This window comes from Maribacter litoralis (assembly GCF_902506355.1).
GTDB classification, from domain to species: Bacteria; Bacteroidota; Bacteroidia; order Flavobacteriales; family Flavobacteriaceae; genus Maribacter; species Maribacter litoralis.
This window is the reverse complement of record NZ_LR733271.1, coordinates 2,829,479-2,847,370: the sequence shown is the minus strand read 5'-3', so window position 1 is coordinate 2,847,370 and position 17,892 is coordinate 2,829,479. Positions and strand designations below refer to the sequence as shown.

At 35.7% G+C, this 17,892-nt stretch carries 16 protein-coding genes; 6 read left to right on the top strand and 10 right to left on the bottom strand.

Annotation, left to right across the window (positions count from 1 at the left end):
• Positions 1-3: 3 nt before the first annotated feature.
• Positions 4-819 (top strand): SDR family NAD(P)-dependent oxidoreductase, encoded by an 816-nt coding sequence (locus tag EXIGUO8A_RS12000; protein WP_159303304.1) that lies wholly within the window; start codon positions 4-6, stop codon positions 817-819.
• 21 nt (positions 820-840) lie between these two features.
• A complete protein-coding gene (gene uxuA, locus EXIGUO8A_RS11995; RefSeq protein ID WP_159303303.1) occupies positions 841-2,019 on the top strand; it encodes a mannonate dehydratase in 1,179 nt (392 codons plus the stop codon).
• Positions 2,020-2,027: 8 nt separating this feature from the next.
• On the opposite strand, the gene EXIGUO8A_RS11990 is transcribed toward uxuA, so the two are convergent.
• Positions 2,028-4,265 (bottom strand): DUF7133 domain-containing protein, encoded by a 2,238-nt coding sequence (locus EXIGUO8A_RS11990; RefSeq protein WP_236564478.1) that lies wholly within the window; start codon positions 4,263-4,265, stop codon positions 2,028-2,030.
• A 168-nt stretch (positions 4,266-4,433) separates the two neighbouring features.
• Positions 4,434-5,252 (bottom strand): SDR family oxidoreductase, encoded by an 819-nt coding sequence (locus EXIGUO8A_RS11985; RefSeq protein ID WP_116770673.1) that lies wholly within the window; start codon positions 5,250-5,252, stop codon positions 4,434-4,436.
• Positions 5,253-5,647: 395 nt separating this feature from the next.
• Here EXIGUO8A_RS11985 and EXIGUO8A_RS11980 point away from each other — a divergent pair, with 395 nt between their 5' ends.
• On the top strand, positions 5,648-6,478 hold the full coding sequence (locus tag EXIGUO8A_RS11980) for a DMT family transporter (protein WP_262885564.1): 831 nt from the start codon (positions 5,648-5,650) through the stop codon (positions 6,476-6,478).
• Between the two features lie 63 nt (positions 6,479-6,541).
• On the opposite strand, the gene EXIGUO8A_RS11975 is transcribed toward EXIGUO8A_RS11980, so the two are convergent.
• Positions 6,542-6,730, bottom strand: a complete 189-nt coding sequence (locus EXIGUO8A_RS11975; protein WP_116770671.1) for a hypothetical protein — start codon at positions 6,728-6,730, stop codon at positions 6,542-6,544.
• A gap of 274 nt (positions 6,731-7,004) precedes the next feature.
• On the opposite strand from EXIGUO8A_RS11975, the gene EXIGUO8A_RS11970 reads away from it, so the two are divergent.
• Positions 7,005-7,541: a lipid-binding SYLF domain-containing protein gene (locus tag EXIGUO8A_RS11970; protein WP_159303302.1), complete on the top strand. Its 537-nt coding sequence runs from the start codon at positions 7,005-7,007 to the stop codon at positions 7,539-7,541.
• A 60-nt stretch (positions 7,542-7,601) separates the two neighbouring features.
• Here EXIGUO8A_RS11970 and EXIGUO8A_RS11965 read toward each other — a convergent pair whose 3' ends face one another.
• The 3 genes from EXIGUO8A_RS11965 to EXIGUO8A_RS11955 form a co-directional block, all read right to left on the bottom strand.
• Positions 7,602-8,420 carry a glucose 1-dehydrogenase gene (locus EXIGUO8A_RS11965; protein WP_159303301.1) on the bottom strand — a complete coding sequence of 273 codons (819 nt, stop codon included), beginning with the start codon at positions 8,418-8,420 and terminating at the stop codon, positions 7,602-7,604.
• A gap of 156 nt (positions 8,421-8,576) precedes the next feature.
• Positions 8,577-10,196: a sodium:solute symporter gene (locus EXIGUO8A_RS11960; protein ID WP_159303300.1), complete on the bottom strand. Its 1,620-nt coding sequence runs from the start codon at positions 10,194-10,196 to the stop codon at positions 8,577-8,579.
• A 27-nt stretch (positions 10,197-10,223) separates the two neighbouring features.
• Positions 10,224-11,399 (bottom strand): aldose epimerase family protein, encoded by a 1,176-nt coding sequence (locus tag EXIGUO8A_RS11955; protein ID WP_159303299.1) that lies wholly within the window; start codon positions 11,397-11,399, stop codon positions 10,224-10,226.
• 360 nt (positions 11,400-11,759) lie between these two features.
• Between EXIGUO8A_RS11955 and EXIGUO8A_RS11950 the strand changes: the two genes are divergently transcribed.
• Together EXIGUO8A_RS11950 and EXIGUO8A_RS11945 are read left to right on the top strand one after the other, a co-directional pair.
• Entirely contained in the window at positions 11,760-12,452 is a 693-nt protein-coding gene (locus tag EXIGUO8A_RS11950; protein WP_159303298.1) for an NUDIX hydrolase, read from the top strand.
• Between the two features lie 64 nt (positions 12,453-12,516).
• Positions 12,517-13,533: a LacI family DNA-binding transcriptional regulator gene (locus EXIGUO8A_RS11945; RefSeq protein ID WP_159303297.1), complete on the top strand. Its 1,017-nt coding sequence runs from the start codon at positions 12,517-12,519 to the stop codon at positions 13,531-13,533.
• A 15-nt stretch (positions 13,534-13,548) separates the two neighbouring features.
• Here the strand turns inward: EXIGUO8A_RS11945 and EXIGUO8A_RS11940 are convergent, their stop codons facing one another.
• The 4 genes from EXIGUO8A_RS11940 to uxaC are packed head-to-tail and all read right to left on the bottom strand — an operon-like array spanning position 13,549 to position 17,740.
• A complete protein-coding gene (locus EXIGUO8A_RS11940; RefSeq protein WP_116770937.1) occupies positions 13,549-14,844 on the bottom strand; it encodes a TRAP transporter large permease in 1,296 nt (431 codons plus the stop codon).
• The gene (locus EXIGUO8A_RS11935; protein ID WP_236564477.1) at positions 14,844-15,302 is read right to left on the bottom strand and encodes a TRAP transporter small permease; all 459 of its coding nucleotides are present in this window, start codon (positions 15,300-15,302) and stop codon (positions 14,844-14,846) included. The genes EXIGUO8A_RS11940 and EXIGUO8A_RS11935 overlap by 1 nt, the downstream gene beginning before the upstream one ends.
• Positions 15,303-15,308: 6 nt before the next feature.
• Positions 15,309-16,286 carry a TRAP transporter substrate-binding protein gene (locus EXIGUO8A_RS11930; RefSeq protein WP_116770656.1) on the bottom strand — a complete coding sequence of 326 codons (978 nt, stop codon included), beginning with the start codon at positions 16,284-16,286 and terminating at the stop codon, positions 15,309-15,311.
• Between the two features lie 41 nt (positions 16,287-16,327).
• A complete protein-coding gene (uxaC, locus tag EXIGUO8A_RS11925; RefSeq protein WP_159303296.1) occupies positions 16,328-17,740 on the bottom strand; it encodes a glucuronate isomerase in 1,413 nt (470 codons plus the stop codon).
• Positions 17,741-17,892: the final 152 nt, after the last annotated feature.

The following is a 17,892-nucleotide window of genomic DNA, read 5'->3' as shown; positions in this document are numbered from 1 at the left end:
AAAATGAACTTATTCAGTATAGAAGACAAAGTAATTCTTATCACCGGTGGTGGTGGAATACTTGGTGGAGAAATGGCAAATTACTTACTTGCCAACGGTGCTAACGTAGTTATTTTAGACTACAAAGAAGATATTGTAAATACAGCCATAGCACAATTAAAAAAAATTGGCGACAAGGTAACAGGCTTTGTGTGCAATGCATTAGATAAAGAAAGCTTGGTTGAGATTTCAAACAAAATTATAGCAGAGCACGGTAAAATTGACATCTTAATTAATGCAGCCGGCGGTAACATGCCCGGGGCTACTATTGGTGAAGACCAAACCATTTTTGATGTCAACCTTGATCATTTTAAAAAAGTGGTAGACTTAAACCTTTTTGGCAGTATTCTACCAGCTTTGGTATTTGGCAAGGAAATGGTCAAAAACAACAAAGGTGTCATTATCAATATCTCTTCTATGACGGCACAAAGCGCAATTACCAGAGTTGTAGGATACTCGGCATCTAAAGCTGCAATAGATAATTTTACAAAGTGGCTTTCCGTAGAATTAGCTACCAAATTTGGTGACGGTATTCGTGTAAACGCTATAGCCCCTGGTTTTTTTATAGGCAACCAAAATAGAAATTTATTAGTTGATCAAGAAACCGGTAAATTTACCGAACGTGGAGATACCATTATTAGAAACACACCAATGAAACGATTTGGAGAAACCAATGAGTTAAACGGTACCATTCACTATTTATGTGCCGATGCATCTAAATTTGTAACAGGAGTGGTAGTACCGATTGATGGAGGATTTAGTGCTTTTAGCGGAGTATAATAAAAAATTAGAAAGAATAAAATGGAACAAACATGGCGTTGGTACGGACCAAATGATCCGGTATCATTATCAGATATAAAACAAGCAGGTGCAACAGGTATTGTAAGCGCACTACACCATATTCCCAATGGCGTTGTATGGTCTGTAGAAGAAATAATGGAGCGTAAAAATATAATTGAAGCAGCGGGCTTAGTATGGTCTGTTGTAGAGAGTGTTCCTATCCACGAGCAGATCAAGACCCAAAATGGTGATTATAAGACTTACTATGAAAATTACAAACAAACACTATACAATTTAGGCGAATGTGGTATTGATACTGTATGCTATAACTTTATGCCGGTACTGGATTGGACCAGAACGAATTTAGATTTTGAAATAGAAGATGGTTCTACAGCACTTAGATTTGAAGCCGATGCATTTGCAGCCTTTGAATTGTATTTACTAAAAAGACCAGGTGCAGAAAACACTTATACAGACGCTCAGAAATCTGCCGCTAAAATATATTTTAATCAACTTACCGAAGAAGGAAAAAAGAAATTAATAAGCAATATCATTGCAGGGTTACCTGGGGCTGAAGAAGGATATACATTAGAAGAATTCAATACCATTTTAGCTACCTATGATAAAATCGGACCGAATGAATTGAAGCATAATTTATTCGAGTTTTTATCGGAAATTATTCCGGTTGCAGAAAATTCAGGTATACGTATGTGTATTCATCCAGATGATCCACCTTTCCCTATTTTAGGCTTACCACGCGTTGTAAGTACGGAGCAAGACATTGTTGACCTTTATAAAGCAGTGGATAGCCCAAACAACGGATTAACTTTCTGTACAGGTTCATTTGGTGTTCGACCAGATAATGATTTACCTGGAATGGTAGAACGTCTGGGAAATCGAATTCATTTTATCCATTTACGTAGCACACAACGTGATGCTGATGGAAATTTTCATGAGGCCAACCATTTAGAGGGAGATGTTGACATGTATGCTGTTATGAAAGCTTTGATCAAAGAGCAGGATAAAAGAAAAGCCTCTGGCCGTAAAGATACCAGAATGCCTTTACGCCCTGATCACGGACACAAAATGTTAGATGACCTTAGAAAAAAAACCAACCCAGGGTATTCCGGTATTGGTAGACTAAGAGGTTTAGCCGAATTAAGGGGCTTGGAAATGGGGATCAGAAAAAGTTTGAAATAGCGCTATCTTTATTTCTCATCTAACGCTTGTAATTCAGGTTCGGTGAATTCCATTCCCGTTCCTGACTTCACATTCCTTAATTCACCAATTCGTACTTCGCTTAATCTTTTGGATCGATCAGAAAAAGCATTGGTAACGTATGATATAATATTGGCAATATCTTGATCACTAATTGTTTCATTTCTAATAAGTCCGGGCATTGCCAAATTTATATCATAGCGTTTTCCGTTTACATGAACAGGACCTTCTAAGCCGTGTAAAATAATTAACGCCAAACGCTCTGTATTTTTTACGTGTTCCGACCCCATAAGTGGTGGTGCCAGCCCATCTATACCCTTTCCATCTGCTCCATGGCACGATGCGCAGATCTGAAAGAACATTTTAGACCCGCTAGTACGTGTATCTTCAAGAATTACTTCGCGCGTATAGATAGCGTTCATTCTGTCTTCTTTTTTATTGGCCAGTGTTTTTTCCAGCTTTTCAATAAAAGGGGTGTTTTCAAAATTTTGCCTAATGTTACCATCATTCAACAAAATGGAATCAGTTTTGGCTATACTACTTAAAACGGCATCGGTAACCGTAGTATTTTGCTCCCTTCGTTTTAGAACTTTAATAAGCAATGGCTTAAATTTTTCTTTGTTGAGTGCAATCCAGTGACCAAGAGCATTTGCCAAATACACATCTAAACCTACATCATTTCTGTTTAAAACTTCAGTAAAGAAGTTGTTTGCCTGGTCAATAGAATTCACACTTATAAAATCTTTTGACAATACTAGGGCATGTGAAGCAACCTGAGGTTCACTTTTATTACCAACATCGGCAAGAAAATCGAAGGACAATGCATTCCAACCTTCAAGCACATACAATGCATGAATTTGACTTAATGGCTTTTTTGTATTCAATGCAAGCTCTTTTACTTCATCAATTACAGCATTAAATTTTTTAAAGATTAAATAATGCTGGGCACGGTCGCGAACCCAACCATTATCGTTCAATAACAACTTTACCAATTCACTACCGTTCAAACTATTAAAGTCTGGTGTAACATTCTCTTCAATATTTTCACGGGATACTTTTAAGATTCTTCCAAAATTCACAATAGTATCCAATTCTTTTGCTTTCGCATTATCCCTTAAATACGGACTCATATAAGCATGATGACCTATCATACCTCTATGCATATCAACAACATACATATTTCCATCAGGTCCATTTTTTAAGCTTACCGGTCTAAAGCCTTCATCTGTAGACGTAATAAATTCTTTCTTTTGCCAAGCTTGTTGAGCAATGGTAGAGTCTCCAGTAAAATTTAAAAGAACTCGTTTAATTAAATTCCCTTCAGGAATACAGACAAAAACATTTTCCTCATATGACTCGGTAAACTTGCCACCTCTATAAACCAACGGACTACAAGCAGCAGTAGCATTAACTAAAATACTATCTGCATTTAACACTCCCTTTGCGTACCCCCTATTTACAGATCCTGCAAAAGCAGGATACACTCTTTGATCATTGGTAAGAAGTTTATCAACACTTTCGTTAGGGGTAAAATACTTATTTTCTATTACGCTATTGGGCAACACATAATCTCCCAACAAAATTCTGGAATTGTCATTGTAATATAGTCTTCCAAAATTATCATGGGTAATACCCCATTGCCCTCTAAAGGTCGTAGGCTCTTTTTTCCATTCCCCGTCAATTCTTCTATACCTAAAATTGGACTTAGCATTGTAAATCCAGTTATCAATATTCAATTCCAATCCGTTAGGTTGATGCTCTGGGTTTCCTTCAACCGCGTAAATAGAATCGACCATAACTTTGTTTACCGGTTTATCGTCTTCTATATCAACAAACCATAAATACGGAGGCTCCGCATATAGCAAACCACCATAAACGTGCGCTAAGGCACGAGGCATCACCAAGCTATCCATAAAAATTTTTGAATGATCCGCAATTCCGTCTTCATCCAAATCTTCAAGAATTACAATACTACCGTTTGGATCTTCTTCACCAGAACCTTGTAAATCGTTCATATAACCAGGCATTTGAGCAACCCAAATTCTACCCTTTGCATCAAAATCTATAGCAACGGGAGCTTTTAATAATGGTTCTGCCGCCAATACTTTTAAATTAAAACCTTCCTCTATAGTATAGGGTTCTAAAGAAACTTGAGTTTCTTTAAAGCTGGTTTGACAAGAAATTAAAAGACAGAAAGTGATTAGAAAACCAATATGAATAGTACGCATGAAAACTAATTATGTAAATAGGGAACTCTGATTTAGATAGAAAAAGTTTACACAAAAAAACAGGTGAAATTCAACCACTAAAATCAGTTTTAAAGTTAGGTAATCGATTACAAAAAACAGTTAAAACAAGATGAAAATAACTGTTTTTTGCAATAAAAATAAATTCTATTATACACCGGAAAAAGATGTGAAACCACCATCAACATCAAAGATACTACCCGTAACAAAACTAGATGCATCACTAAGAAGATAGTGAACCATACCGTTCAATTCTGACGCATCTCCAAAACGACCCATAGGTGTATTTTTAATGATACTGTTTCCTCTTTCAGTAAAAGAACCATCTTCGTTGGTAAGCAAACGTCTATTCTGATTTCCTATAAAAAAACCAGGTGCCACTGCATTAACCCTAATTTTATCACCATGTTTAGAAGCTAACTCATTAGCCATCCATTTTGTGAAAATATCAACAGCACTTTTTGCCATTGAATATCCAAGAACTCTAGATATGGTTTGTTTTGCAGCCATTGAAGAAATATTTACAATAGACCCATAACCTTGTTCTACCATTAATTCACTTAAAATAACCGTTGGGATAACAGTGCCGAATAAATTAATATCCACTACTTTTCTAGTATCGCTCATAGCAATGTCTCTAACAGTCTGGTCTGGTTTTACGGTTGCCCCAGGTATATTGCCACCTGCAAGATTTACTAGTCCGTCAAGATGATTGAAGTCTTCTTTGATTTTATTCTTTAAATCAATAAGCTCATTTTCGTCCATGACATCGACTTTGAAAATGAACGTACTGTTTTCCACAAGTGCATTCAATTCATTCTGTTTATCCTTTAACTTATCTTCCGACCTACCTAGCAATAAAACTTTAGCACCATTCTCTACCAAATATTTGGCAATTGAACCACCTAAGGTTCCTGTTCCGCCAGAAAGGGCATAATTTTTATCTTTCAAGGATAATAATTCGTTCATTTATTATGTATTTATTTAGTTGTAATTATAATTTAAAAAATAATAACTCGCTATTTGGTTAGACGATTTATATTGTGATGCCAAGTTAAGAGAATTATGAAAAACTATCTCTAACCTTACCTCTATTATAACTTTTAACTTCGGTATTATTAACCATAAATATAATTGACACACTATTTTGGAGGTTCAATTAGAATTTGAGTCTCATAAATGTCAAAAAATGTCTCTCTTTATTTTTAGTATGATGAAGAAACTTCAATTACACCGTTGAAAAACAACCTTTTATTAGCTAATATTATCAGAATGATAAAACTTAAGAATAACCCACAATTATCACAAATTTACTCGGGGATTTCTATAGCGCCCCTTTAACTTTGCAAGGACAATTTTGGACTGTGAAGAAGGCAATTTTATTTATGATCATTAGTACGTTTTCGTTTAGTCTAATGAACTCGTTCGTTAAATATTTAAGCCACTTTCCTACATTCGAAATTGTATTCTTCAGAACTATTGGATCATTAGTTTTAGGTACATCCTATATTTTGATCAATAAAATTCCTATACTGGGTAATAATAGAAGGTTCATGATATTTAGAGCCCTTGCGGGATTAACGGCAATGAGCTTATTTTTTATGTCATTACAATACCTGCCAGTAGGCACAGCGGTTTCCTTACGATATTTAGCTCCTATCTACGCTGCAATTTTTGCTGTCTTGTTGTTGAAAGAAAAACTAAAACCCATACAGTGGCTGTTATTTTTATTTGCTTTTGCCGGTGTTTTGGTTCTTAAAGGATTTGACGATAATATCAATACTACAGGTTTACTATTGGTTTTAGCGGCATCTGTATTTAGTGGTTTGGTATATGTTCTAATTAGAAAAATTGGAAATAACGACCACCCCATGGTCATTGTTAATTATTTCATGTTTACGGGTACGGTAATAGGTGGTATTTTAAGCATAGGTAACTGGATAACCCCGGTAGGAATTGATTGGCTTTTACTTTTAAGTCTTGGTATTTTTGGTTTCTTTGGTCAAGTGTTTATGACTAAAGCCTTTCAAATTGCACAGACCAATTTAGTGGCTCCATTAAAATATATTGAAGTGATATTCACAATAATGGTGGGCATATTTTGGTTTGGTGATATATATTCCCTTTGGAGCCTTATCGGAATACTAATGATAGTCGCGGCTTTAATTACCAATGTAATCGTTGGAAAAAAATAATTACAAAAAAAAGCCGCAGATTATTCACCTGCAGCCGTGGTAATGGTCAGAAATTGTAGTTATTTATTTGTTTGTAGTCTCTTCTGCTAAGCTATTACTCACATCCTGTAAGGAAGATACGAGTACACTATTTACTTCATCTTCTATTTCATTGGAATTCTTTATATAATAGACCGCCGATAAAAGTAACGCTAGCGCAATTAAAAGGTTTGCTATCATTTTAGAATCAAAAAAATTTTCTTGCTTATCCATAAACCCTACCTTATAATTATGATATGAATATAATACGAAAACAATTAATTAACAAATTTTTAAGAAATCAAATAATAACTTAAAATGCTTGGAATAAAGCATTTAGCATCTTCACTGATTTTGAATATTATATTTTAACTTACAATTAACTGATTCACAAATATTTAACATGTTTTTGAATCAAAATTATATGTTATAACAACAACGAATATTTCTACTTAATTCTACATTTGAAATAGAGAAATTATTACTAATACATAAAAATTTAGAACACATGAAAATTTTAAAATCAATAACATTCGCTGCCTTATTATTTTTAGCCGTTGGTGTAAATGCCCAAAGTGATAAAGATAAAAAGGTGATGAAGGATGCCGATAAAGCAAAAGAAAAATTAATGACAATGGAAGTTGGATTGGACCAATTTTTCCAAAACTCTGCAGGATACGTGGTATTTCCAAATGTAGGTAAAGGAGGATTTATCATAGGTGGTGCATCGGGTAACGGTGTAGTTTATGAAGATGGCACCAAGGTGGGTATGGCTGATCTTAAAAAGTTAAGTGTAGGTCTACAAGCAGGTGGACAAGCTATTACAGAAATAATCTTTTTTGAAACTAACGAAGATTTAGAAGAGTTTAAAGAAGGAGATTTTGAATTTTCTGCTGAAGCCTCTGCAGTAGCTATTAAATCTGGAGTTGCAGTTAATGCAAAATATAGAGATGGTGTTGCCGTATTTGCTTTACCAAAAGCAGGATTGATGGCAGATGCATCTGTTGGTGGTCAAAAATTTGATTACACTCCTTTGATGCAGTAATTAATTCACATTAAAATAACTAATAGCCACCCAATTGGGTGGCTATTTTTTTGTTTCCAATTACCCATTGGCGGTAAACCCTGGGTAGCACGTCATTCCTCCATCTACAAAAATTGTAGTTCCGTTAATGTATTCAGATTCATCTGACGCTAACCAACTTGCCACACTACCTATATCATCTGGCACGCCTATTTGGTTGTAGGGTATTAATTTCAACATTCCGTCCCTACCCTCTTGCGTACTCCAAACATCTTTATTGATGTCTGTTTTAATAGCACCAGGAGCTATGGAATTACAACGTACTTTATCGGGACCGTACTCTTGGCAAATGGTTTGCATCAACATTACCAAGCCACCTTTAGATGCAGCATAATTGGCGTGACCAGCCCAAGGTATAACTTCGTGCACCGAACTCATATGAATTAATTTCCCTAGTGACTTGGAAATCTCTGGACGCATTCCCCTTCTCTTAAATTCTATAATGGCCTCTTTAGCACATAGAAATTGACCGGTAAGATTGACATCAATAACCCGTTGCCAATCTGATAAAGGCATTTCGTGTAACGAATGATCCAATTGCAGACCTGCATTTGCTACGCAAACGTCTACCGTTCCAAATTCCGAAACTGTTTTCTTGAACATATCTTTCACATCATTTTCTTTACTAACATCGCATTTTATGACAATTGCATCTCCACAACTTGAGTTTTTGTTAATCCAATGCGCAACTTCTTCCGCTTCCTCCTTACTGCTATGATAATTCACGACAATATTGGCACCTTCCATTGCCATTGCCTTGGCCACTGCTTCACCGATACCATCACTAGAACCGGTTATAATACACGTTTGCCCTTCTAATCTTTTATTTGGTTTTTGCATGTCTAGTATTTTTTAGTTGTTTAAAAGTAACTTTCTAATCATGTATTACTTGCCTCAAAAACAAATATTTATAATGCATGAATAATATTACCGTGTTGGTATAAAAAAAGTGCCACCTTAAGTTAGATGGCACTTTTTTAAATTTAATCTAGTTCTTTATTTTCCATTAAAAAAAACCATAATACCTATTACGATTAGTACAATACCTATAGATACACTAACATCTACCCAATTATAACTACTCTTATTTTTAATCTTTTCTTCTTCGGATATGGTACCGAAAGTAAGGTTGGCTATTTGATTTTTATCCGGAACCTCTGTCAATAAACTTACTACAACCATAAATATTAAACAGAATAAAAAGAACCAGGCGCCAAATGTCAAGAAATTCATATCTCCTAAATAATACAATACACCATCTGAATCAAAATTCTCTTTTAGCAACTCTAACGCAATTCTAAAAAAGGCAACTATTATGCCCATTATCAACGTGGCAAAAGCACCCGTAGCATTTATTCGTTTGTAGAAGATGCCCAATAAAAAAACTGCAGTAATTGGTGGTGCGATATAAGATTGAACACTCTGTAAATACTCATATAATACGCCCGAAATGTTTGCCATAATCGGAATCCAGATAATTCCGATGACCACAACAAAAACAGTTGCAACCTGACCTGTTTTCACCAATTTTTTCTCAGGGGTATTAGGGCGTAGTTTTTTATATACGTCGACCGTAAACAAAGTGGAACAAGAATTAAATACCGAAGCTAATGAACTCATTAAAGCAGCCAATAATCCTGCAGCCACAAGACCCCTAAGTCCGGATGGCAATAAATTACTCATTAAGACGGGAAATGCTTCATCTGCACTATCCCAATGTAATTCTCCCCTCATTTTTAATGTCAATGCAATAACACCCGGTATTAAAAACAAGAAAACCGGTAATAACTTTAGCAAAGCACCAAATATGGTACCTCGTCTGCCTTCTTTAATATTTTTAGCCGTTAATGTACGCTGAACAATATATTGGTCTGTACACCAATACCAAATACCCACTATAGTACTTGTTATGAACAACGATGGCCATGGAAAATCTGGATCTGTTGCCGGCCTCCACATATTAAAATATTCAGGCCCTAGGGTATCTACCATACTTCCCCATCCACCAACTTTATCCAGTCCTATAAATGTTAAAACCGCTGCTCCCACTACTAATAAAATAGCCTGTAAGGTTTCTGTATACACCACAGCTCGCATTCCTCCCAAAACCGTATATAGTCCCGTCAATACCACCGTAGCAATTGCACCCGTCCAAAAATCGATCCCCAATAATGCAGATACCACTACACCACCAGCGTAAATGGTTACCGAGATTTTGGTTAGCACATAGGCCACAATCGAAAAAACGGACAATACCCATCTTGACCTAGCATCAAAACGTTTTTCTAAAAATTCGGGCATTGTAAATACTCCGCTTCGGGCATAAAACGGAAGAAATACCCAACCTAGCATTAAAACTACCCATGCATGTATTTCATAGATAAGCAAGGGCAACTTATTACTGGCACCGGTACCGGCTAAACCAACTACGTGTTCAGAACCTATATTAGAGGCAAATATTGAGGCGCCTACTACAAACCAACCGACATTTCTACCGGCTAAAAAGTAATCTTCGGTATTGTCTTCTTTTTTTCGAATTACCCATATGGCTACCCCTACCAGAAGTAAAAAATAAAATGAGATACTGATCCAGTCGAGACTGTCTAATTGTTGCATGAGGTTGGTTGAGTTGGTTGATTTTAATTAATTAACAGAGAACTTAAAGGTTGTTTTAGTTTCATATTTTTCACCTGGATCTAATACTGTACTAGGAAATTGAGGTTGATTTGGCGAATCAGGATAATGTTGTGTTTCGAAACAAAATCCGCTTCTTTTGCCAAAAACCCCACCATTAGGTGTAGGTAAGGTACCATCTAAAAAATTACCGGTATAGAACTGCATACCCGGTTGATCAGTAAGCACTTCCATAGTTCTACCAGAATCCGGATGGTATGCTTTTGCGACCGAACGGTAGCCTTTGCCCTGATTGTTTAAAACCCAGCAATGATCATAACCACCACCTAAGGTAACTTGCTCATTCTTCGAATTTATATGTTTACCCACTAAGGTTGGTGCTCTAAAATCAAACGGAGTATCGTCAACCGAAGCTAAATTGCCGGTGGGTATCAAAGTGTTATCTACAGGTACAAATTTATCCGCATTAATTTCCACAACATGATCTAGAATTGTATGCGAGAAATCGCCCGAAAGATTAAAGTATGAATGTTGTGTAAGGTTTAGAATGGTAGTTTTATCTGTAGTTGCTTCGTATAAAACATCTAGACTATTGTCATAATTCAAAGTATAGGTTACCGTTGTCTTCAAATTTCCAGGAAAACCTTCTTCCATATCTTTACTAAGGTAGCTAAGTTTTAAAACTACCGAAGTTTCATTCTCCTCAATTTTTTCCACCTTCCAAACAACTTTATCAAAACCCACCAAACCACCATGTAGGCTGTTTTCTCCATTATTTTTTGCTAGTTGATACTCGATATTGTTTAAAGTGAATTTCCCTTTAGCAATACGATTTCCATATCGACCAACAAGAGCTCCAAAATATGGGTTTGGTTTTTCATACTGTTCCAAGTTTTTGAAACCTAAAACAACATTCTCTTTATTTCCATTTTTATCAGGAGTTTCAACAGCTGTTATTCTACCGCCATAGGTTATGATAGAAACTTGAATACCTTTCAAGTTATATAGTTTAAATACATCTATTTTTTCGTCATTTTCCGTAACTCCATAACTACTTCTTTCAATTCCCATTACACTTTTTTCATTTTGCACCTTATAGTTTACCGTATTCTCTTTACTTCCTAAATATATTATCAAAAAAGCAAAAATCACCCCTGAAAACAAAGATATATTCATCAATTTCATAACAATTTGTGATTAATAGAAATTAATACTTCATTTTAAAATTTATCTGAAATTTTAAAATGAGCACTCAATTTTCCGTAATAAAAAAATTTTTTTTTGCTATCTACAATTGTACAATTTTAAAAAATAGATTAGCACTTTTAAAGTTATGCAAAAAAAATGACCGCCCTGCGTTTTTCACTTGCTGCGGGAATTTTATTAAAATAAAAACGAATCTTTTTAGTCTAAAAATAAACCCCTTTTTAACCACTAACACGTTTAATAATAGACTACTAAACAAAAAAATTATGTGCCATTTCTACTCTAAAAATGGTGCTGTTAAAATGAAACTCACTAATTTAGGTCCGCAAAAAATTAGTAATGGTTTTGAATAATTATCGCAAAGAGGACAAAGTTCTTCTTGCTATAGATTGTATTATTTTCGGATTTTATCAAGAAGAATTGAAAATTTTACTCGTTGAAAGAGACTTCGAACCTGCAAAAGGGGAATGGTCACTTATTGGTGGATTTCTTAAAAATAAAGAAAACCTCGATGAAGCTGCCGCCCGGGTATTAAAAAATTTAACGGGTCTGAGCAATGTTTATATGGAACAGGTTCATTGCTATTCTAAGTTAGACCGAGATCCTGCTGAAAGAACCATTTCTGTAGCATACTTTGCACTGATTAACATTGCTCATCATTGTAAAGAAATTTTAAGGGAAAATCCGATTAAATGGTTCGATATAAAAGATGTTCCCGAACTTATTTTTGATCATAATGCTATGGTAAAAGATGCTCTTCTACTATTGCGCAATAGAGCAAGTAATAAACCGGTAGGGTTTGAACTTTTACCCGAAAAATTCACCATGCGACAGCTCCAAAAGTTATATGAAGCTATTTTGGATACCGAACTTGACAAAAGAAACTTCATCAATAAATTCAACTCTTTTGACCTTTTGAACAAATTGAAAGAAAAAGACATGAGTTCTTCGAAAAAAGGTGCTTTTCTATTTGAATTCGACGAAGAGAAATATCATAAAAAAGTGGAGAAAGGATTTAGCTTTAAAATTTGAGTCAAACGTAGTTTCGATCAATCTTATATAACACAATATTCGTAAATTTGCCATACACTATTCTATGAGCAAGAAAGCTACCATTTACGATATTGCAAAAGAATTGAACATTACTGCTGCAACGGTATCGAGGGCTTTAAACAATAATCCTAAAATAAGCGAAAAAACACGCGAACTCGTTTTAGCTACCGCCACTAAATTAAACTACAAACAAAACCGACTTGCCTTAGCTTTAAAAAGTGGTAAAAGTAAAAATGTGGGTGTCGTTGTACCTTTTATCAACAAAAATTTCTTTGCATCGGTTATACGTGGTATTGAAGACGAGCTGTACCCAAAAGGGTTTCATGTAATTATTTCTCAAACTTATGAGGATACTACACGCGAAAAGAAAATAATTCAGAATCTGCTTAATGCCCAAGTAGACGGTATTCTTTTATCAACCGCATTTACAGAACAAAACAAGGAGGAATTTAGAGAGTCTTTGAAAAAGAACACCCCTTTTATTCTTTTTGACAGAGTATTGAGATTTAAGGAAATTAGCACCGTAACCATAGACGATTACCAAGGCGGATTTAAAGCTACCGAACATTTAATTTTACAAGGTTGTAAAAGAATTGCCCATTTTGATGTTGACCAAAGCATTGAACTTTATAAACATCGTTTTAAGGGATACAAAGATGCTTTGGCAAAATACAATTTACCGTACAGGCATGAATATGTAATCTCGTTAAAAAGTAATATGGAAGCGGGTAAGGATGCCGCCGAAAAACTAATGAACTTACCGATACCACCAGATGCCATATTTTCTTCTACCGATAATGGTTTATTGGGCGCTGTAAAGTATCTGCAGAGCCAATCTGTTCGTATTCCCGAAGATTTAAGAGTGGTTGGGTTTAGTAATGAGCCTTTTACCCAATTTATGGAACCCTCTATTAGTTCCGTAGATCAATCTCCATTAGAAATGGGCAAAATGGCAGCACAAGTTTTTTTAGAGCAAATTGAAAACGATTCTATGGATAAAGTACAGAGCAATGTGGTCTTGCCAGCAAAATTGATTGTTAGAAAATCGTCAAGCAAATAGCAGAATTTTTAACTACTACAAATCAAACAAACTAGGCAACCATAAGCTTAACTGCGGAATATATGTCACCAAGAACAATGCAATAATCATTGCTATGAACAAGGGCAACAAGGGTTTAAACACCTTTTCTATTGTCGTTTTAGCCACACCTACCCCAACAAATAAGACGGAACCAACGGGAGGAGTACATAAACCTATACAAAGGTTCAATACCATGATAATACCGAAGTGAACGGGATCAAGACCCAATTTGGTTACAACGGGTAAAAATATCGGTGTAAAAATCAGGACAGCGGGAGTCATATCCATAAAAATCCCTACAAACAGTAACAACAAATTAATAATTAATAGAATCACAATTTTGTTCTCACTTAGACTTAATAGCCCAGAACTAATGTCTTGCGGTATGTTCTCATACGACAAGGCCCACGACATACACATAGATGACCCGATAAGTAACATTACAATTGCAGTAGTTGCAGAAGAATCTAACAAGATCTGTGGTAATTTAGGCAAGGTTATCTCCTTATATATAAAACCTAAAACCAAACTATATAGAACCGCTATAGCAGAAGCTTCGGTAGCTGTAAAAACACCAGATACTATACCTCCAATAACCACTACAAGCATAAAAAGACTTGGCAAAGCGTCTATAAAAGTTTTACCGACCTGTTTTAAACTACTTCGCTTTCCAACTTTGTATTTTTTCTTTTTAGCCCAAAAAGCCGCAACGATCATCAAGAACAATCCTGTCATGATACCAGGAATATATCCTGCCAAGAACAAGGCCGCAATAGATGCACCTCCACTGGCCAATGAGTAAACAATCAATACGTTACTAGGTGGTATTATTAAACCCGTAGTTGCTGACGTGATATTTACGGCAGCCCCAAACTCTTTGGAGTATCCTTCTTTTTCCATTTCAGGACCTAGTATACTACCCATTGCCGATGCAGATGCCATTGCCGATCCAGCTATAGCTCCCATTAACATGGCCGCTATCACATTGATCAATGCCAAACCGCCAGGAAAAGATCCCACCAAGGTTTTAGCGAATGCAATAAGCCGGTGTGCGATACCTCCCTTGTTCATGAGTTCGCCAGATAGTACAAAGAAAGGAATGGCCAAGAGGGCAAAACTGTCCAGACCGGTCGCCATTCGCTGAGATACCGTTGTAAACGCAGGCATTGCAGGTATACTGACCAACATGGTCAACAAAGATGAAATTGCTATACTCCATGCCACCGGCGTACCAATGGACAATAAACATATGAAGCTTATTACTAAAACTAGAATTGGTAAATACTCCATCATGAGTTCATATTTTTTAGGTCAGAAATTTTATAATACATAATCAGCAAACCGCTAATAGGTATAATAACGTATACGAATGCCAAGGGAAGCTGTAATGACGGTGAATGCTGCCCCAGCACATAAGAAATATACACCAAACGCGTACCACCGATTACAAAGGCGAATAAAACGAAAAGAATGATTAATACGGTAACAATAATCTTCAGTTTTTTCTGTGTCTTTAAATTCTGCCTAAGCGGTAAAATATCAATGGCCACATGAAGATTGCGACCAGAAACGTAAGCCGCACCTAGTACTCCGATCCATATCATTAAATAACGTGCCAACTCATCGGTAAAGGAACTTGGGTTTCCGGTTACATATCTGGTAAAAACTTGCCATAGTACGTTAATAACCATAACGGACATAATAAGCACCAATGTCTTGCCTAAAACGGCGTCTATTTTGTTTCGCATAGTATATTATTTAGTTTCTTGAATTTGTTTGATAAGCGGATATATTTCTGTATCATCTTTATATCCTTCGTATATACCTTTCACCTTTTCTGCAAATAGTGATTTATCTGGTCGAATGACTTCAACGCCCGCTTTTTGAACTTCGCGTAGCGCTTCCTCCTCTGCCTCTGCCCATAAGACACGCTGGTACTTTACAGATTCTTTTACCGAAGCATGCAACCATTCTTGCTCTTGCGCATTTAACTTATTCCAAACATACGTACCAATTAATAATACATCTGGTAGAACGGTATGCTCATCTAAAGAATAATACTTACATACTTCATAATGTCTTGACAAATAAAAACTAGGTGGGTTGTTCTCTGCACCGTCCACTACACCTTGTTGTAAAGATGTATATAGTTCACCCCATGAAATAGGAGTTGGTGAACCCCCTAATGCTTTTACCATATTAACGGCAGTTGCACTTTCCATAACCCGTATTTTTTCTCCCACAAGATCCTCTGGTTTTTCAATAGGTTTGTTCATCGTGTAAAAACTACGGCTACCTGCATCATAATATCCTAAACCTTTTAACCAATACTGCTCGCCTTCGTTCAGTAATTGTTCACCAATAGGTCCGTCTAAAACATTGAAAGAATGTTGACGATCTCTAAAAAGAAAAGGAAGACCGAGTACTTTCATTTTCGGTGCAAAATTTTCCAATACTCCCACAGATACTTTCGTCATGTCTAAGCTACCGATCTGCAAAAGCTCTAAACACTCCCGCTCCGTTCCCAATTGTTGGCTAGGGTATATTTCAAGTTTGAGCTTACCACCCGAACGCTCTAACAAATCTTCACCCATTTTTACCATGGCCTTGTGTACCGAATGACTGACATCTAAACCATGCCCTAATCGAATAGTCTTTACTTCATTTTGTATTTCACAACCTAAACAGGTAATGATCAAAACAAGAAACGATAGTATTTTTGCACTTTTCATAGTATTGGTTTATACGATTTTACGAACCGAAACATTAGTAATTAAAATTTGAAATACTCTTTGGCATTATTATAACTGATATCTTGTATAATTTTGCCTACCAACTCAAAATCTTGTGGTAGTTCTCCCCTTTGCATTTCTTGCCCAAATAAATTACAAACTATTCTTCTAAAATACTCGTGTCTGGGATAGGAAAGAAAACTTCTAGAATCTGTCAACATACCAATAAAACAACTAATTAGTCCCATATTGGATAGTGCATTGAGCTGCTTGGTCATTCCGTCTTTTTGATCTAAGAACCACCAACCAGAACCAAATTGCATTTTACCTTTTACCTTACCGTCATTATAATTACCGATCATGGTAGCAAGCACTTCATTATCAGCAGGGTTTAGGTTGTATAAAATAGTTTTTGTCAACTTATCCTTAGCGTCTAGCCTATTCAAAAATTTAGATAGTGTCTCAGCTTGCGAGTAATCACCAATAGAATCCCAACCTGTATCAGGACCTAAAAGCCTTGTCATTCTTGCATTGTTATTACGCAATGCGCCAAGGTGAAATTGTTGGATCCACCCACGAGAATGATATTGTTCACATAAAAACAACAAAATGGAAGTCTGAAACTTTTCATCTTCCTCTAAGGTCAATTGCTTTTTAGCTCTTCTCTTCTGAAAAATACCTTCTATTTCCGCATCTGTAAAATTTCTAAAAGGAACATAGCTTAGACCATGATCGGACAGCGTACAACCATTTGCTTCAAAATAATCTAAACGTACACTCAACGCATCGCATAAGGATTTATATGAATCAATGGTCACATTACTTACCTCAGTTAGTTTATCTAAATATTCTAAATAGGTTTCGTTTGATATAACAATCGCTTTATCCGGTCTAAAAGCAGTGGACACTTTTACGTTGAAACCACTATTCTTTATTTTGACATGATGATCTAGACTATCAATCGGATCTTCAGTAGTGCAAATAACCTCTACATTCATTTTGGTTATTAGATTATGACAATTATAATCTGGCGTTTGCAACTTAGCAGTAGCCTCATCATAAATATCATTAGCGGTTTCAGCATTCAATAAGGTATCAATATCAAAATAGCGCAACAGCTCCAAATGTGTCCAATGATATAACGGATTTCTTAAAGTATAAGGAACGGTTTTACCCCATTGTTGAAATTTTTCTTTACCGGTGGCGTCACCTGTGATATATTTTTCTTCTATGCCAAAAGTTCTCATAGCACGCCACTTATAATGATCACCGTCTAACCAAATTTTGGTCAAGTTCTCAAACTGACGATTATTGGCGATATCATTTGGAGGTAAATGACAGTGATAATCTATAATCGGCATATGCGATGCAAAATCATAAAAAAGTCTTTGAGAAAATTTATTTTCCAATAAAAAATCTTCTCGTATAAAGGTCTTATTAGCTACCACTGACATACTTATTTCTGTAATTATTTTTATTCGATTTCCTTTCCTAAAAAGAAAAATAATCCCTAGTTAACTATTTAATTAGATGCTATTTTTTTTAGAAAACATTGCATTATAAACCTTTAAAATTGATGAATAACGATTTTAATGCAATCGATTAC

Excerpts from the sequence above, each read along its gene's own strand:
- EXIGUO8A_RS11950 (WP_159303298.1), top strand. The coding sequence starts at position 11,760 with ATGGTTTTGAATAATTATCGCAAAGAGGACAAAGTTCTTCTTGCTATA.
- uxaC (WP_159303296.1), bottom strand. The coding sequence starts at position 17,740 with ATGTCAGTGGTAGCTAATAAGACCTTTATACGAGAAGATTTTTTATTG.
- EXIGUO8A_RS11940 (WP_116770937.1), bottom strand. The coding sequence starts at position 14,844 with ATGGAGTATTTACCAATTCTAGTTTTAGTAATAAGCTTCATATGTTTA.
- EXIGUO8A_RS11985 (WP_116770673.1), bottom strand. The coding sequence starts at position 5,252 with ATGAACGAATTATTATCCTTGAAAGATAAAAATTATGCCCTTTCTGGC.
- uxuA (WP_159303303.1), top strand. The coding sequence starts at position 841 with ATGGAACAAACATGGCGTTGGTACGGACCAAATGATCCGGTATCATTA.
- EXIGUO8A_RS11960 (WP_159303300.1), bottom strand. The coding sequence starts at position 10,196 with ATGCAACAATTAGACAGTCTCGACTGGATCAGTATCTCATTTTATTTT.
- EXIGUO8A_RS11970 (WP_159303302.1), top strand. The coding sequence starts at position 7,005 with ATGAAAATTTTAAAATCAATAACATTCGCTGCCTTATTATTTTTAGCC.
- EXIGUO8A_RS11935 (WP_236564477.1), bottom strand. The coding sequence starts at position 15,302 with ATGCGAAACAAAATAGACGCCGTTTTAGGCAAGACATTGGTGCTTATT.
- EXIGUO8A_RS12000 (WP_159303304.1), top strand. The coding sequence starts at position 4 with ATGAACTTATTCAGTATAGAAGACAAAGTAATTCTTATCACCGGTGGT.
- EXIGUO8A_RS11965 (WP_159303301.1), bottom strand. The coding sequence starts at position 8,420 with ATGCAAAAACCAAATAAAAGATTAGAAGGGCAAACGTGTATTATAACC.
- EXIGUO8A_RS11975 (WP_116770671.1), bottom strand. The coding sequence starts at position 6,730 with ATGGATAAGCAAGAAAATTTTTTTGATTCTAAAATGATAGCAAACCTT.
- EXIGUO8A_RS11945 (WP_159303297.1), top strand. The coding sequence starts at position 12,517 with ATGAGCAAGAAAGCTACCATTTACGATATTGCAAAAGAATTGAACATT.
- EXIGUO8A_RS11930 (WP_116770656.1), bottom strand. The coding sequence starts at position 16,286 with ATGAAAAGTGCAAAAATACTATCGTTTCTTGTTTTGATCATTACCTGT.
- EXIGUO8A_RS11955 (WP_159303299.1), bottom strand. The coding sequence starts at position 11,399 with ATGAAATTGATGAATATATCTTTGTTTTCAGGGGTGATTTTTGCTTTT.
- EXIGUO8A_RS11990 (WP_236564478.1), bottom strand. The coding sequence starts at position 4,265 with ATGCGTACTATTCATATTGGTTTTCTAATCACTTTCTGTCTTTTAATT.